General features: G+C 56.7%; 15 protein-coding genes. 6 read left to right on the forward strand and 9 right to left on the reverse strand.

Annotation, left to right across the window (positions count from 1 at the left end; genetic code table 11):
* The first annotated feature begins 20 nt into the window (after positions 1-20).
* The 3 genes from metF (at position 21) to BHW66_RS04905 (ending at position 2,274) form a co-directional block, all read left to right on the forward strand.
* Positions 21-956, forward strand: coding sequence for a methylenetetrahydrofolate reductase [NAD(P)H] (gene metF, locus BHW66_RS04895; RefSeq protein ID WP_012420096.1), 936 nt, complete (start codon positions 21-23; stop codon positions 954-956).
* 52 nt (positions 957-1,008) lie between these two features.
* Complete coding sequence (locus BHW66_RS04900) at positions 1,009-1,746, forward strand: tetratricopeptide repeat protein (protein ID WP_102739818.1); 738 nt, start codon at positions 1,009-1,011, stop codon at positions 1,744-1,746.
* 255 nt (positions 1,747-2,001) lie between these two features.
* Positions 2,002-2,274, forward strand: coding sequence for a hypothetical protein (locus BHW66_RS04905; protein WP_012420098.1), 273 nt, complete (start codon positions 2,002-2,004; stop codon positions 2,272-2,274).
* Positions 2,275-2,366: 92 nt separating this feature from the next.
* On the opposite strand, the gene BHW66_RS04910 is transcribed toward BHW66_RS04905, so the two are convergent.
* The 8 genes from BHW66_RS04910 to BHW66_RS04945 form a co-directional block, all read right to left on the reverse strand.
* The gene (locus BHW66_RS04910) at positions 2,367-2,993 is read right to left on the reverse strand and encodes a TetR/AcrR family transcriptional regulator (protein WP_031930717.1); all 627 of its coding nucleotides are present in this window, start codon (positions 2,991-2,993) and stop codon (positions 2,367-2,369) included.
* Between the two features lie 132 nt (positions 2,994-3,125).
* Positions 3,126-6,284 carry an efflux RND transporter permease subunit gene (locus BHW66_RS04915; RefSeq protein ID WP_046434537.1) on the reverse strand — a complete coding sequence of 1,053 codons (3,159 nt, stop codon included), beginning with the start codon at positions 6,282-6,284 and terminating at the stop codon, positions 3,126-3,128.
* A gap of 90 nt (positions 6,285-6,374) precedes the next feature.
* Positions 6,375-7,793, reverse strand: a complete 1,419-nt coding sequence (locus BHW66_RS04920) for a hypothetical protein (RefSeq protein WP_146023978.1) — start codon at positions 7,791-7,793, stop codon at positions 6,375-6,377.
* Between the two features lie 32 nt (positions 7,794-7,825).
* Positions 7,826-9,106, reverse strand: a complete 1,281-nt coding sequence (locus tag BHW66_RS04925) for a TolC family protein (protein WP_022197894.1) — start codon at positions 9,104-9,106, stop codon at positions 7,826-7,828.
* 145 nt (positions 9,107-9,251) lie between these two features.
* Entirely contained in the window at positions 9,252-9,680 is a 429-nt protein-coding gene (locus BHW66_RS04930; protein ID WP_128153476.1) for a hypothetical protein, read from the reverse strand.
* 82 nt (positions 9,681-9,762) lie between these two features.
* Positions 9,763-10,788, reverse strand: coding sequence for an ankyrin repeat domain-containing protein (locus BHW66_RS04935; RefSeq protein WP_012420104.1), 1,026 nt, complete (start codon positions 10,786-10,788; stop codon positions 9,763-9,765).
* A gap of 12 nt (positions 10,789-10,800) precedes the next feature.
* Positions 10,801-12,282 carry an MFS transporter gene (locus tag BHW66_RS04940; RefSeq protein WP_022197897.1) on the reverse strand — a complete coding sequence of 494 codons (1,482 nt, stop codon included), beginning with the start codon at positions 12,280-12,282 and terminating at the stop codon, positions 10,801-10,803.
* Positions 12,283-12,412: 130 nt separating this feature from the next.
* A complete protein-coding gene (locus BHW66_RS04945) occupies positions 12,413-13,057 on the reverse strand; it encodes a hypothetical protein (RefSeq protein WP_022197898.1) in 645 nt (214 codons plus the stop codon).
* A gap of 25 nt (positions 13,058-13,082) precedes the next feature.
* Here BHW66_RS04945 and BHW66_RS04950 point away from each other — a divergent pair, with 25 nt between their 5' ends.
* Together BHW66_RS04950 and BHW66_RS04955 are read left to right on the forward strand one after the other, a co-directional pair.
* On the forward strand, positions 13,083-13,220 hold the full coding sequence (locus BHW66_RS04950) for a hypothetical protein (protein ID WP_164907830.1): 138 nt from the start codon (positions 13,083-13,085) through the stop codon (positions 13,218-13,220).
* A gap of 282 nt (positions 13,221-13,502) precedes the next feature.
* On the forward strand, positions 13,503-13,970 hold the full coding sequence (locus BHW66_RS04955) for a hypothetical protein (RefSeq protein ID WP_286688939.1): 468 nt from the start codon (positions 13,503-13,505) through the stop codon (positions 13,968-13,970).
* 107 nt (positions 13,971-14,077) lie between these two features.
* Here the strand turns inward: BHW66_RS04955 and BHW66_RS04960 are convergent, their stop codons facing one another.
* The gene (locus BHW66_RS04960; protein ID WP_022197900.1) at positions 14,078-14,995 is read right to left on the reverse strand and encodes a metalloregulator ArsR/SmtB family transcription factor; all 918 of its coding nucleotides are present in this window, start codon (positions 14,993-14,995) and stop codon (positions 14,078-14,080) included.
* 37 nt (positions 14,996-15,032) lie between these two features.
* Here BHW66_RS04960 and metK point away from each other — a divergent pair, with 37 nt between their 5' ends.
* Complete coding sequence (metK, locus tag BHW66_RS04965; protein WP_046434549.1) at positions 15,033-16,217, forward strand: methionine adenosyltransferase; 1,185 nt, start codon at positions 15,033-15,035, stop codon at positions 16,215-16,217.
* The last annotated feature ends 12 nt before the right edge of the window (positions 16,218-16,229 follow it).

Below are 16,229 nucleotides of genomic sequence, written 5' to 3' on the forward strand. Positions count from 1 at the left end.
GCCAAGCCAAGTAAAGAGAAGTGCACCTGAGAGAAAGATTGCAATCGGGCGCCGGTCCCAGCCTGTCCTTTGAATTTTTCCCGCCCAAAAACGAGCAGGCAGCATCGGCCTTGTACCAGACTATCCGTGAACTGGAGCCTTACCGCCCCAGTTTCGTCAGCGTGACGTATGGTGCAGGGGGCTCCACCCGCGAGCTTACCCGCGAAGTGGTGTTGCGCATCCAGCATGAATCCCGTATTCCTACGGTGCCCCACCTTACTTGCGTAGGGCATAGCCGGGAGGAGGTATGGAATATCCTGGACCAATACGCCCGGGCTGGAGTGCGGGCCGTTCTTGCACTTCGGGGAGATCCTCCCCGGGGAGCGAAGGATTACAACCGCGATGCGGATGTTTTTCGCCATGCGGCGGATCTGGTGACGTTTATCCGTGAATATAATGAATCCGGCCGTCACCCGGATCCGGATGGATTCGCCATAGGCGTGGCCGGCTTCCCGGAAGGTCATCCGGCCACTCCCAACCGTCTGCGCGAGATGGATTTCCTGAAAGCCAAGGTGGATGCCGGCGCGGATTATATCTGCACCCAGCTGTTTTTTGACAATCATTCTTTCCTGGATTACCGGGAACGCTGTCTGCTGGCCGGCATCAAGGTGCCTATCCTGGCGGGAATCATGCCTGTGACCAGCCTGTCCGGCATGAACCGCATGGCAGAGCTTTCCGGAGGCACCTGTTTTCCGGCCAGGCTGCTTAAGGCGCTGAAGCGTGCGGGTTCCAATCCGGACGCTATTCAGGAGGTAGGCATCCAATACGCCTCCAGCCAGTGCGCCGAACTGTTGGATTCCGATGTGGACGGCATTCATTTTTATACGCTTAACCAGAGCCGGGCAACGCGGGAAATTTACAGGAATCTGGGACTGAAGGATTCCCTGCAGCTTTTGGAACATGGCGAAGATAAGTAAAAAGCTGATTGATTTGGTTGGGACAACACGGTAGAACCCTCTTCAACATATTATGGATATCAAGGATATTAAACGGGCCATGGACAATATGCCGATGGGCGACGGAAGTGCGTTTGCGGAAATTTCCGTCGGCCCGGCCAAGCATGAACAGTTTTTGGATGAACATTACGGCAAGGTTGCGCTGGTTGTGTTGCTATGCGTCCTTGGGGCTGCCGGATGGATTATTTATAATGGCGTGCAGGATTCCATGGAAAGAAAGGCAGGCGCCGCTCTGGTGGCCGCTATGCCGGAATCCCCGGCAACCGGGGAAATTTCCCTGGACGAACAGGGGCTTCAGCAGGTGGTGGCTGACTTTGACAGTTCCCGCGCCGCCGTCACTGCCTCTTACCTTCAGGCCATTGCCTTGTGGAACGCCGGCAAGGAGGATGAAGGCGTGGCCAAAATGAAAGCTTTTATTGATTCCGCTCCCACGGAGGAATGGAAAGCCCAGGCTTCCGTTACCCTGGCCTGCCGTCTGATGAACCGGGGGAAAGCGGATGAGGCGGAAGGGTTGTTCCGTTCCGTGGTGGATGCGGGAGATCCTACTTTTTCCGGTTTTGCCACCATGTGCCTGGGGGACATTGCCCGGGCTAAGAAAGACAATGCCGCCGCAGGCGCCTTTTACCGTGAACTGGCGGAGAAATTTCCGGCCAGTGCATTTGCCTTGCAGAGCGGAGGCTACCTGCTGCGCAAGAGCCTGTTTGATATCCAGAGTCCCGTTCGTATTGAGCCTGTGGTAGAACAGAAGTAATCCTACGGACGTTTCCGAAGTTTTCCGGAAGATGAACGCTTTTTCCATCCGCATGTCTGTTTTTTTACAGTGCATGCGGATTTCCGTATTCAGGAACGCCGGAACAGGGGGGTAATGAAAAGCCTGCTGCGCGCGTAGCTGTTATGATTCCGGGAATTCCGTTCAGGACTGTGACATATTTAAACAAATCATCAAGGGATTCCGCGCTTACCGGATGTAACCGGGCTGCCGGTGTTAATCCTTATTTTTTATCTCATGAACAGGCATATTAAATCATTCTGGCTTCTTCCCCTGGCGGGAATGACGCTTTCTTTCATGCCGTCCTGCACGACGGACAGCTACGGGAACAGTTCCGTAACGCCCGGTGGAGCCGCCGCCATCGGTGTGGGGGCGCTGGCTGCCGGCGCTGCTATTGGGGCGGCTGTCCAGCATGACCGTGACAAGGACAGGTACCGCAATGACTGGCGCCACCATAATCCTCCTCCTCCGCCTCCCCGTCCGCCTCATCGCCCCCAATGGCGGAGGTAAGAAGGGAGCGTGCGTGTAAGGGCGGCGATATTTTGGTTCGGCAGGGGGCCGGGAGGCGACGCGTTTTTCCGGTCTGCCCCTTTGCTGAAATCTCAGACCCGCCGTATGCCGCGGAGCGCCCAGGTCATGCGTTGTCTGGCGCTTTCCGGATCATTGAGGATAGAACCCAGCAAGTCGAGAACGGGCCGAGCTGCTTTGGAGTCGTGCACTTGGAGCTGTCCGGAAAGGATAAAGGGGGCTCCCCCGCAGCAGACAAGGTAAATGAGGATGTTCATGGGGTCTCCCATGAGCACGGATCCTTCCTGCTGGGCTTCCCGTATGGTTTCCAGCAGCACAAGGGGATGGCGCGTATGGATTCCTGAAATGAAACGGATGGCCGCCTGTTCCCCTGCCAGGGCGTCCAGAACCAGCTGGGCAATGAATTGGCCGTGACGCAGCAGGAACTCCATGACGTCTCCCAGGATGGCTTCCAGTTTTTCAAAGGCCGGAAGATGAATGTTGGCATGGGTCCTGATGCCGGTGAACAGAGGTTCGTACCAGCGTTCCAGAAGCTCGGTCAGAAAAGCTTCCCGGTTGCCGAAGTGATAGACAAAGCTCCCTGTATTGGTGCCGGCCCGCAGGGACAGGCCGCGAACGGTAAGGGCGCGCAGCCCGGATTCCCCGACAATCATGGCACCCGTATTGAGCAGGTGCTCTCTGGTGGATTTCCGTTTGGGCATGAAGGTGAAGCTTGAACCTCCATGTGTGCCCCTTATCGGCCTGCAAGGCAAGGACTCGTTATGTCTGTTGCTGTAAAAAGCGGAACCGGGGCTCATCCTCTCCCCGGTCCCGCCGCCGGAGTCCTGAATGAATCAGGAGGTTGCTTTCAATTCCTTCCGCCGGGAGGCAATCCAGCGGGAGAAGAGTTTGGCCGTGGCCGGAATGATAAGCAGGTTCAGGATGGTGGCTGTCACCAGCCCGCCGAACTGGACGATGGCCAGGGGGCCGAGCAGTTCGCCTCCGGGCTGGTCAATGGCCCAGATCAGCGGGAGCAGCCCCAGCACGGTAGTCAGGGAAGTCATGATGATGGGGACCACGCGTTCCAGAGAACCTTCCCGTATGGCTTCCGCGGGTTCCATCCCCTGATGTTCTAGGGCCCGGTACCTGTTGAGCAGAATCAGGCCGCTGCGGATGGCGAAGCCGATGACGGTCACGAACCCCACAATGGAAGCCACGGAAAGAATGGGAGGAATGTAAGTTCCTCCAAACAGGGAGGACAGCGTACCGGGGGAGGCAAGGAAAACGGCTACGATGCCGCCCACCAGGCACAGCGGTATGTTCACCAGAGTCAGCATGGCGCGCCGGACGCTTCCCAGTGCGGAGGAAAGGAGCAGTACGATGAGCACCATGACGATGGCGCCCAGGACGTAAAGCCGTTGTGATGCGGATTCCCGTGCTTTGATAGTGCCGTCATAGTCTACGGTACAGCCCATGGCGTTCATTACCGGGTCCAATTGTTCCCGACAGGCTTTCGCGAGGTCTCCCAGGTTGGAATTGGGGGAGGGATTGCAGGAAATCATGGCTTTCCGCATGGTGTTGTCCCTCAGGATGAGGTTGGAAACTTCCTCCCGGTACACCTGTGCCACGTCGTCCAGGCGCACGGTTTTTTTATTGGGGGAAATGAGTTCCAGGTTTTTGACATCTTCCATGGACGTTTTAAGTCTGGGGTCAATGCGCAGGACAATGTTCCAATGGTCCTGGTTTTTGATGACTTCTCCCAGTTTCTGTCCGTTCATGGCCGTGGAAACCTGTTCCGCAGCATTCGCCATGGTCAGGCCGTAGGAAGCCAGGGCTTCCTGATTGTATTGCACGCGAATGGTATCCACCATAATTTCCCGGTTGGCGCGTGCATCCGCCACTTCCGGCATGTTCTCCAGAATTTCCTTGGCTTTCCGGGCCGCCAGGCGGAGCTGGGGCAGCTCCGTGCCGTAAATGTTGATGGCGATTTCCGAGTTGGAGCCGGACAGAGCGGAACTGATGCGATGGGCCAGCGGATAGCCGATCATGGAGCTGGTGCCGGGGATGCCGTCAATGCATTTCTTGATGGCGGCGCGCAATTCTTTCTGGTCTTTCTTCAGATCCACGCGCACGAGCAGCTCGGAGGCGCTGACGGGTTCTGCGTGTTCGTCGTTTTCCGCGCGTCCCGTGCGCTGGGTGACACTGAGAACCCCCGGAATCTGTTCAATATCTTTCATCACTTTCCGGGAGATGCGCTCCGTTTCATCCAGGGAAGTTCCCGGCACCGTACTGACGAAGACTGTGTAGCAATCCTCGTTGAACGGCGGCAGGAAACTGGTTCCGAACGTGGAACCCAGCCACAGGGCCAGCAGCGTAATGGCCGTCATGATGGCGCAGACCGTTTTGGAAAAGCGCAGGCAGAATTCCAGGATGGGGGCATAAATGCGTTTAATGAGGCGGGAGCTGAAGGAATCCCCGCTTTCCAGAGTAGCGGCGTTTTTGCTTTTCTTGAACCATATGTAACAGAGAACCGGAGTAATGGTGACAGCTACAATAAGAGAAGAAAGCAGGGCCAGCATGTAGGAGATCCCCAGGGGCCGGAAAAACTGGCCTTCCAGACCGGACAGGAAGAGCACCGGAGTGAATACCAGCAGGATGATGACGGAGGAGAAGGAAATGGAGCCTACGATTTCGCTCTTGGCTTTCATCAGAACCTCATACTTGCTCTTGCGCTTATCTTTCGGCAGGGCGGCGTTCCTGTTCAGGTGCCTCCAGGCTATTTCCACGAAGATAATGGCGTTGTCCACCACGTCTCCCACGGCTACGGCAAGGCCGCCCAGGGTCATGATGTTGATGGCCAGCCCGAAGACGGGGAACATCATCATCCCGAACAGGATGGACAGGGGCATGGAAATCAGCGTGATGATGGCCGTGCGAAGGTTCAGCAGCGTCAGGAAGATGACGATCATGACCACCGCTCCGGCAATGAGGAGGGTTTCCGTGCCGTTATCCAGGGACATTTCAATAAAATCCGCCTGCCGATAGGCTGCGGTGTGCAGTTTCATTCCCTTGGGAAGCTGGCTTTGACTGAATTCCCTGACGGCTGCATCCACGGCCTGTGTCAGGGCCAGAGTATTGGCTCCCGGCACCTTCTGCACGGAAAGCACTACGGCGTCTTCCCCCATAAATCCGGCATCTCCCCGCCGCGGCGCACCGTCTATCTTGACTTCCGTCACATCCTGGAGCCGGAGTATTCCGGAGGCATGGTCCGGAACCAGGGCGCGGTTGAGCTGTTCAATATTGGCGGTGCGGGTATCCTGCTGGATGGGGAGTTCCTGCCCGGCTACATCCTCCAGATACCCTGCGGGGACGGAAGATTGGGATTCCTGAATAGCCGTTTTCAGGCTGGAAAGGTCCACCCCGGCCAGTTTGAGTTTGTTGGGATCATAAATCACCTGGTATTCCGGCAGACGCCCGCCCAGCACCGTGACCTGCCCCACCCCGGGAATGGCCAGCAGGCGCGTGCGCAGCTTGTATTCCGCCAGTTGCCTCATGTCCAGCTGGGAGGTATCCTTGTCTCCAGTCAGGGCGATGAGCATGATTTCCCCCGTTATGGAGACGATGGGGGCCAGCTCCGGGGATGTCCCTTCCGGCAGGGATTCCCGGACTGCTCCAAGACGTTCCGTTACAATCTGCCGGGCCTGGTAGATATCTTTGTTCCAGTCGAAATCCACCCATACGAAGGAAAGCCCGCTGCCGGAGGAGGAGCGGACGCCTTTGACTCCGGCGGTTCCGTTCATGGCGGACTCAATGGGAATGGTGATGTATTGTTCCACTTCTTCCGCAGTAAGGCCGGGGGCTTCCGTCTGGATGGTGACACGCGGGACCTTCAGTTCCGGGAATACGTCCACGGGAATGTTCTTCACCACGAAAATGCTGATGATTGCCAGCGCAATCGTCAGCAGGATCACAGTAATCCTGTTGTTCAGGCAGAATGAAATGAGAAAGTTCATGGATTCTGATTGCTGAATACCTAAGATTCAAGGGTTTATTCCAAAGGAATTCGGGGTATTTGTTCCTTAATCTTTTATTTTGTACATCGTTTAGTGTTCTCCTTCGTGGAACTGGCCGTCCGCGTGGAAGTGCCCGGCTGCTTTTTTGCTTCCGGCCTCTCCGGTGGGCAGGATGTATTTCAATTCATACCCGCCCTTGGTGACGATAGTCTGTCCCGGCATCAGTCCCTTGACGGGCGTTTTTCCCTGACGGGAAGGCAGTGTTTCCACTTTTTTCATGACAAATGTATCGTTTCCCGCCTTGATGAAAACCACGTCGTTCACCCCTACCTTGACGACGGCGCTGTTGGGGACGGGAATGAAGCCCTCCGTGGCGGCGTCATGGGAGTACAGATCCAACCGGGCCAGCTGGCCGGCATGTGTCCCTTCCGGTATGCGGTCCGGGGTAAAATACAGGGCCCTGGACTGGGTGGCGGGATCTACCTGTTCGGCCACCCTCAGGGAGCCGTTCAGCAGTTCCGTGTTTTTACCGCTGGTCAGAGTCAGCCGGGCTTTTGCATAATGGACGGGATCCGTCCCATAAATGGTCGTGGTAAATTCCAGATCCCCTTTATTGGTCATGACGAGGGCAGGTGCGCCCTGTTCTCCCCAGGCCCCTTGGGTCATGTTCACGGACTGAACGGAACCATCCGCCGCTGCGTATATGTAAAGAAGGTTATTTTTCAATACGCCGGACTCCATCACCAGTTTCAATTTATTGTTGCTGGCGTTCAGGGCAGCCCGGAGGCTGTGGATTTCCGCCTCTTTGAATTGGATGGAAGTATTCAGTTCGCTGTTGCGGGTGCCGATTTTTTCCAACTGGGCCCGGCGTTCCCTGAGGGTTCCGAGTTCTGCTGCGGCACGGTCCAGCGCGGCCCTGGCCTGGGAGGCGTTTCCTTCCATTTCCACAATATCCGGGGATGCCAGCGTGTACAGCAGTTCCCCTTTGCGCACTTGTTGTGCGGATTTGACGTTGAATGTCACGCGCCCTGCGGCGGGAAGGGCGTATGTGGTTACCGCATGGGGAGGAATGACCATCTGCCCGTGAAGGGTTTTCGCCGCTCCGTGGGAGGTTTCCTCCACTTTCTCAAAGCGCATGTCCAGAGAATGGCGCGCTTTTTCATCCACATGCACGGGAATCATGTCCCCCGGTTGGCTGGAATTTTTTTCCGCAGACTCTTCGCGTTCATGGTCGCCCGTGCATGCTTCCCCTTCCGCGTGCTGGTGACCTTCCAGTTCATGGTCGCCTGTGCAGACGGCTCCGTCCGCATGCCTGTGTTCTTCGTGGGCGTGGCCCTGAGTACAGGTTTCCCCTGCCTTGTGCTGATGGTCGTCATGGCCGTGATCCGCCGTGCAGGCGGAACCGTCCTCGTGTTTGTGTTCTGCAGGGGCAGGCTGTTCTCCGCGTGCGGAATGGAGACAGAAAGCAGGAGCCAGTCCCAGCATGATGGAAAAATAAAGATGTTTCATATTCATTAAAGATGGTGGAAGATTGATGTGGATTAAAGGTTGGCGTGGGTGAGGTAGCGGAGCTGGGCCTGAACGGCCAGAAGCTTGTCCAGATTGTCCAGGAAAGCCAGGCGGCTTTCGTAAAGCTGGTGGCGGTTTTCCGCCAGTTCCAGCAGGGATGCTTCCCCAATGCCGTGCAGCTTTTCCATGGTCCGGACGGAGGCGGCGAAGGATTCCATGCGCTGGAGTTCCGTGCGGCAGTGGCGGAGTGCCATCTGCTGGCTGGCGTCAAGCTGGCGGGCGTTGAATAATTCCGTTTTCCAAAGCTGGATGGTTTCCTGTCTGGACAAGTCCCGTGTGCCTCGGGCTTCCGCAATGGCCTTGCGATTGCGGTTCCAAAGGGGAAGATTGAACCCTATTTCTCCGCCTACTTCCTTTTCTCCTTCGTCGCGGGTGAAGGAGGGACCGAGCTCCAGTTCCGGGTACTGCCGGCGGATTTCCGTTTTGAATAATGTCTCCGTGGTGGCGTAGGTCGCCAGTTGTGCCTTGATTTTTGGAGAGGCGGTCAAAGCTGAAGGGCCGGGAGCCGGTACGGCGGCGGGAAGCTGGAAATTCTGTTTCGTCAGGAAACCGAGTTTCCGTACCGCAGAAGGATGCAGGCCCATCAGCTTGACGAGTTCCATTTTTTGCTCCAATTCCGTTTCCGTCACGGTTTGGAGTTCCCGGATAGCGTCATTCATCCGCTGGGAGGCTACCTGCCGAGAGGAAAAATCCACTTCCCCCGCGCCGATAAGCTGTTCAATCATGCCGTTTTCCCGCCGGATGGCATTCAGCCGTTCCCGGATGACCGTCTTGCGGCGCTGGGTAACGGCCAGTTTGCTCCATGCCTGGTCCAGGGAACTGAGAAAATCCAGTTCAGCCTGGCGGAGGGTCCAGAAGTCGGCCTCCTTGTATTGTTCCGCCACCTTTTTTTCCAGGGCGGGGAGGCCGGTTACGGGAATGGTGAAGCCCAGGCTGCCGGACATGTTGACCGTATTTTCCTGGAGGACTTGTTCAATATCCCAGGAAAAGGAGGGATCGTTCCACCAGCCCGATTGCCTGGCTACTTCATTGCTGGAAGCCAGTTTCAGCCGGGCTTTGTTCAGATCCGGATTCATGACCAGGCCGATCTGGCGAGCCTGGTTCTGAGTGATTGAGGTAGGGGAATCTACGCTGGACGCCTCTTTCCAGGAGGCTTCCTCCGCGTTCAGGTCGATAGGCGCGCTGTGGTAGACGCTGCATGAGCTGAGCAGGGCTGCCAGGCCTATTCCGGCGAAGAATGGTGTGGATTTCATGATGGAAAAGATAATAAAAACAGTTCGGTCCAATCAGGTTTGGACAATGCGGCGAATAATTCCGCGGAAACAAATAAAAGCGGCCGCCGTATTAAAGGCAGCGTACCGCAGGAAACGCCCTTAAGGACGTTTCTAAAAAGAGCCGTTAAATCAGCAGGGGAAGTTGAAAGCCTTCATGCGTCGGGCCGGTGTTCCTGAAGGGGTCAGGGGGAACCGGTGTTGCGGAATCCGATGTTTGGCTTATTAAAAGAAGAGGCCGGGCCAGATGGTGGAAATCCGGCAATGTCTGCCAGATGACGTAAGGCTGGGGCAGAGGTGCATGAGGAACAGGAACCGTCAGATCATTAATCTCCAGCTGCCGGTGTTCGCAGAGGTGCCCGGCCAGAGGGCTGGAAGAGCCGGTGCGGGGCACATCGTCCCCGTGGCATTCGCAGGGGGCGGCATCCTGATGGCAGGAACAGGAAAAAATGAAAATTTCTTCATGACACGGGCACACGGAAACCATACCCGTTCCGCCTACGACGACCAGCAGAAGGGTGAGCAGCATGATGCCGGTGCGCAATGCTCTAACCATGGTATGCCGCGAATCCTAGAAAGGAGCCGTGAAAGCGTCAAGAGCAAAAGTGGCGGATGTCTGAACCCTGAAGGAAAGGCCGTTATTTTTCCGCCGCTTTGCGGAGCAGGTCCACGGTGTGTTCAAAAGCCACGCCGCGGACATCAATGATCCGGGAGTTTTCCGCGATTGCTCCGGTGATTTCCTCCCGGAATTTTCCGGACTGTTCTTCCGTGAGCAGGTTTTTGGAACTCAGGGAGCGCGTGATGAGCTGGAGGACGTACCCTGTTTCCACGAAAGACTGGCGTCCCACGGCTTTTTTCATGGCTTCCATGAATTCCGGGGCGTGTTCGGGCGGCAGGCCGGCCACGGCCTTTTCATAAGCGCGGATGAAGGAATCCACCGGGGCTTTGGAAACTTCCGTCTTAGTGAGGTCAAAGCTGGATTGATAAGCGAGAGCTCCTTCTTCCGCCAGTTGAAGGGCGTTTTTCCCGAATTTGTTGACGGCAGTCATATCCGCTCCTTTTTCCAGTAGCAGGGCCGCCACCTGGAAATTACCGCGCATGGCTGCCAGCATGAGGGGCGTAAAGCCGTTGCCCTCCCGGTTGTTGATGTCTGCTTTCCTTTCAATCAGCATGTCGGACAGGCGGTCCAGCCCGCTCCAGGAAGCCCAGTGCAGCGCGGTCCACCCGTCCTTGTCCTTTCGGTCGATTTCCACGCGGGGGTCTTCCAGAAGCCGGTCCAGATAGGGGGCCCGAGTGGCTTCCAGCTTCAGCGTGGTCTCAATGTTGTTGTAGTTGGCGTAGCATACCCACATGACAGGAGTTCTGCCATGGGGATCCGTCATGTTGACAAAAGCCTTTCCTTCTGCCGCAGCCAGTTCTTCCCCTTCCTTCAGGGTTTGTTCGAATTCCTTCATCCCCTTGACTCGGGCTTCCTTCTCCTCCTGTTCGGAGGAAGCGTTGACTTCTTTGGCCTCCGCTTTCTTCATTACGGTGATAAGGTCCAGGGCCGGGTTGGGATCTCCGGAGAAAGATTTGGAGACCAACAGGCTGAGACCGCCGAGGAGGGAGCTGAAAGCTACCAGGATGAGGGAATCCACAATGATGTTGCGCGTGTGCTGGTTCATGGTCTCGTAAGTTCAGGAGTTGGCTTCCGTAAATTCTTCCGCCGTCAGGGCGGGATCCGTTTCCGCTTCAATGGCGCTGATGGGTGGCGATGCCGCGTCTTCCTCGGGATGGTCCGAGGTGATGGTCCTGCGGGTCATGATAATGGCGATGGGGCTGATTACGGCCATGGCCAGGTAAATGGTCCACATGAATTCCGGGGAGTCCCAGAAGCCGATGTGCCCGGTATCCATCTTGGCGCAGATGCCGTCATAGCAGAGGTAGGCGACGAGCAGGCCGCCGATGATGCCATTGATGGGTTTGGCGATGAACATGGGAAGCGCCGCCAGAGACATGTAGGAGGCCACTTTGTCTTTCGGAGCTACCCGCGCCACATATTCGGAGAAGCGGGGGGAGAAGAGCAGTTCCCCGAATGCGAATACTAGGATCTGCGCCACAATGGCTACCAGATACGCCTGAGAGCGCGTTTCAATGCCGGGCACCAGGTAGTACCATTCAATGGGAATGGCCATGAAAACGAGAGAGAAAGCGGAGATGGACATGCCCGCAATCATGAGGCCAACGGTAGAGAAGCGGCCCAGCACCGGAATGAGCAGGATGAGGCCGGAGACAATGATGGCCGGGTTGACGGCATTGATGGAGCCTATGGCAAAGTCGTCATATAGCGTACGCACGTAGTATTTGGGCATCACCAGGAATTGCAGCGTGAAAACGATGCGCACGCCCATGGTCAGCACAAGGAAGAGGATAAGTTTGCGGAAGGCGGATTCCTTCCACACCTCCATGAAGAGCTGGAGAGGTCTGCGGAGGGGGGCATTGATGTTCGCCTCCCGTTCGCTGGGTTCCGCGTAGTTGTCTTCATTAATAAAACGGGTGGTGATGCAGCCCAGCAGCACCATCAGCGTTCCGAAGTTGATAATCCAGTATCCGCCGTCCACGGCGCCGAAGTGCTTGCGGAAAAATTCAATCAGGAACACGTTCGCGATGACGGCGGAAATGTTCATCAGCAGGTAGTAGATATTGAAGCCCGTGGAACGCGCTTTCAGCGGAGTGAAGCGCCGGATGGAAGTTTGGATGACGGGGGACATGAACGCCGTGCCGAAGGACATAATCAGAATGCCCGCCATGACGGCCAGCCTTCCGGAGTCCACGGTTGGGCTGAGGTCCGGACCGAAGCCCATGATAAGGCGCCCGGCAATGAGGATGATGAAGCCGATCAGGTAAGTGCGCCGTATGCCGATGATGTCGCAGATGGAACCCACCGCGAAGACGAAGGCGGAGATGAAAAGGGTGTACAGGCCTACCCAGAGGGCGGCGTCCGCATCGTTGAAGCTGCAATAGTCCGTCAGGTAGAGGACGAATACCGTAATCATGGAAAAATAGGCCATTCCGTCGAAGAACTGGACGACGTTGGTAAGCCAGAAATCCTTGGATACGGTTTTCAGGATCTTGAATTCCGAAAAATATTTGAGGATGGGGTTTGCGGACTCATTCATGGAGAGATGGAAACGGTAAGGAAAAGTTGACGACGATGAAAGAGTGGGTTACACGCATCCCCGTTTCAAGATTTTTTTCTCCCAAAGGCCGGTTTGACCGGAAAAATGCGCTTCATCGCCGGGGAAACCGCTATCTGGGCAGAATGCGTCGGAAGCCTGCCACGTGGCACCATGACAACGCTTTCAGGCATTGTTCCACAGCCATGGCGTCCGAAGGCAGCACGGGCCACAGCCCGGCTTCCTTTAGCCCTGATTTGGCTATTTCCGCCGCTTTCCATTCGCGGAACTGGGAGGGAAGGGCGGAGAAAGTGAAAAAGGCCCAGCAGGCCAGCCCGATGGCCAGCGCGATCTGGAATTTCAACAGTCCGGCCGTCAGCATTCCCAGCAGGATAAGAGCTGTGAAAAAAGGAATCATCGTGGCGCGCGCAGAGGCGGTTTTGCGGGCTTTTGCCGCCTCCGGGTCTTCCCGGACCAGGCTGCTCATGGCCCAGGTATGGGCTACGCAGGCCAGCCGGCCTGCGGTCACCTTGCCTTCCCATGCCGGAGGAAGGCTGATGAATCCGTTTTCATCCACTCCGGGAAACCGGGCTTTCTCCAGTTTCCGCTGGCGTTTTTCCGCACCGTCCAGGCGGTGGATTAATCCCGCCGGGCCGGGGAAGCCGGGCAGTTCCCGGGATTCGTAGGTGCGCAGGGGAATGATGCCTTTGGTGAAACGCAGCGCGGCAATGACACCGAGCACGACCACGGAAAGGAAAATCACTACTGCGAATAGCATAGACGGTTTTTTCTCATATGCCCGTGTGTCCGTCAATCTCTCCGGCTGGCATGAAGCCGTCCTTCCCGGCCAGCAGCCGGGTACGGGTGCGGACATCGTTTTTTCCTTCTTTTCCCGCCCGGAACGCTTGGAAAACGGAGGGATGGAGCTTATGTCGGAATGATCTGCAGTTCCGGGTGTTCCTCTGGGCGGGCACAACATTCCGGCATGGATTTTCTTCATGCCGGAGGCGCTGGATTTGGGTTGATTTTCCGGCGTTTTTCATGTAATGGCTGACCGCAATGGTCCATATTCGGGAATGCATGAGGAGGTGGCTGCCGTTTGTCATAATGGCGGCCTCCCTGGGTGTGTCTCTCGCCCAGGATGTAGCGAGCCCCGATGCCGCGATCTGGATTTGGATCTGGTCAAACTGAAAAGTGGCCCCAAGGGCAGACAGAGGGAAGCCATGAGGAAGGTCCTCCTGCTTGTGCATCTGAAGCAAAAGGAAACGTGGCTGGCGGAATCCACGGGGGATGAGGCCGTGCATCTGGCGGCGGAGATTTCCTTCCGCCGGTATTTGGCTTCAGTGGATATGGGCGGATGCCCAGGGGAATTCAAGTGCGCTTTCCTGCGGTATGCAAAGCTCCTGAATTCCTTTGAAGAAAAAGATTTGAATAGTGTCGCGGATTTTCCTGCGGTCCCTCTGCAGGCTGCCGGAAGAGAGCTGTTCCGGGTGCTGCTTACTTACCGTCTGGAGCCGGAGCATCTGCTGGAGGAAATGAAAGCGCTGGTGGATGAGGAAATTGAGGGTAAGGAGGAGCTGTCTGCAGGACAGATGATGGATATTGTCCGGGGAATGCGGGAAGCCCTGCAATCCGGAAGCCGCCCCTTTCCGGCGGAAAGGCCTCCGGAAGACAGGGTTTCCGGGATGTAGCGGCTTTTCATGGATGGCATGCCGGTACCGTGAGGAATCTTGTGGAGGCATGTCGGAAAGTCCGCTCCGGCTATTCCGGAAGGAAAATGGATTAAGACGGCTGTACGTCACGGTTTCCAGGCGGCGGCCATCAGAGTCTGGAAATGGGGCGGGTCCGGCTCCCTGTCCACAATATCCGTGTGGATGTTCCGGAATCCCGCTTCCTTCAGCATGCTTTCCAGGGCGGCGGGCGTGAAGCCCAGCCAGCGGTCCGCGTAAAGTTCACGGGCTTCCTCCTGTCCATGCTGGAGCAGATCCAGCACCACCAGGCAACCGCCGGATTTCAGGATATCCCACGCAGCTTCCAGCGCTCTGGACGGCTTTTGCGCATGGTGCAGGGCCTGGCTGAGCAGGGCCAGATCCACCGTGCCGGGTTTAATGGGCGGCGCTTCGATATCGCCCAGGCGGTATTCCAGATTGTCCAGCCCGTGTTTGCGCGCCAGCTCCTGCCCCAGCTCCACCATGCTGGGGGAGTTGTCTACGGCGATCACCTGTTTGGCGCTGGGGGAGATGAGCTGGGAAACGAAACCTTCCCCGGCTCCCAGGTCCGCCACTACGTCATAGTTCAGAATGCGGAGCAGAGCACCGGCCAGCGCTTTCCAGGAACGGCCGGGCGCGTAGTTCTTGCCCAGACGGCACACTACTTCGTCAAAATAGGCCTGGGTGCGGTTTTTGCGCTTGTCCAGGATAACCTGAAGGGCTTTTTTGTCCGTTTCCGCCTCCGGCAATTCCTCGCAGGCTTTCAGGGCTACATTGTGCAGATCACCTGCCAGGGAAAGAGTGTAAAAGACGTTTTTGCCGGAACGGGCGTCCTCCACCACCCCTTCCTGCCGGAGCTGGGCCAGCTGGGTGGAAATGCGGCTTTGCCCCATGCCGAGAATTTCCTGAAGTTCCGCGACGCTCAGGGATTCTTCATTCAGAACGTTGATGATGCGCAGGCGGGTGGGATCTGCCAGGAGTTTGAGCGTTTTTAGGGTTGACTTCATAGCGGAATAATATATCAACACATCGAGATTTGTCGATATGAGTAGAAACACCCCTCACATCTTTACGTCGGAATCCGTTGGAGAAGGCCATCCGGACAAGGTGGCCGACTACATTTCCGACTCTATTTTAGACGCCTGCCTGGCTCAAGACAAAACTAGCCGCGTTGCATGTGAAACGTTGGTGAAGAGCAATATGGTCATCATTGCCGGAGAGCTGACGACCAAAGCGGTGATCGATCCGGAAAAAATCGCCCGCCAGGCCATTCGGGAGATCGGGTACTGCAACAGGCAGGACGACGACGTTTTCCATGCGGATACCGTCTTTTTCACGAATTTGCTCACGGAACAGTCCCCGGATATTGCCCAGGGAGTGGACGCCCGGGAGGCGGAGGGCAAGGGCCATGCGGAGCAGGGCGCCGGAGACCAGGGCATTATGTTCGGCTTCGCAACGAATGAGACGCCGGAGCTGCTTCCGGCCCCCATCGTGTTTGCGCATAAACTGCTCATTGAGCTGGCCAGGAGGCGCAAGCGCGGGCATGTGGACTGGCTGCGCCCGGACTGCAAGTCCCAGGTGGCTGTGGCCTATGACGAAGACGGGCGTCCCGCGCATATTGAAAACGTAGTTATTTCCACCCAGCACACGGAAGACGTGGACCATGACACGATTTACTCATATTGCGTCAAACTCATTAAAAATGTGCTTCCTGCGGAGCTTCTGGATGAGAGGACGGAATATTTCATCAACCCCACCGGGAAATTCGTCGTGGGCGGTCCCCACGGGGATTCCGGCCTGACGGGCCGCAAAATTATTGTGGACACATACGGCGGCATGGGGCGCCACGGCGGCGGAGCCTTTTCCGGGAAAGACCCGTCCAAGGTGGACCGTTCCGCCGCGTATATGTGCCGCTGGGTTGCCAAGCACATTGTGGCTGCCGGACTGGCGGACAAATGTGAATTGCAGGTGGCTTACGCCATTGGCTACCCCGCTCCGGTTTCCATCCGGGTGGATACGTTCGGTACCGGGAAAGTGGAGGAAATATCCATTGAAAATGCGCTGGAAAACATCTTTTCCTTCAAGCCCGCGGATATGGTGAAACAGCTGAATCTGCTTCAGCCTATTTACCGGAAGACGACGCACTACGGGCATTTCACTAATCCGGAACTGCCCTGGGAACAGCTGGACGAAACGCGCCTGGCCTTCCTGAAACAACTTCTTCATTAATCCTACGACAAC

Origin of the sequence: Akkermansia sp. 54_46 (genome assembly GCF_001917295.1) — a bacterium.
In the GTDB taxonomy this organism is placed as follows: Bacteria; Verrucomicrobiota; Verrucomicrobiia; order Verrucomicrobiales; family Akkermansiaceae; genus Akkermansia; species Akkermansia muciniphila.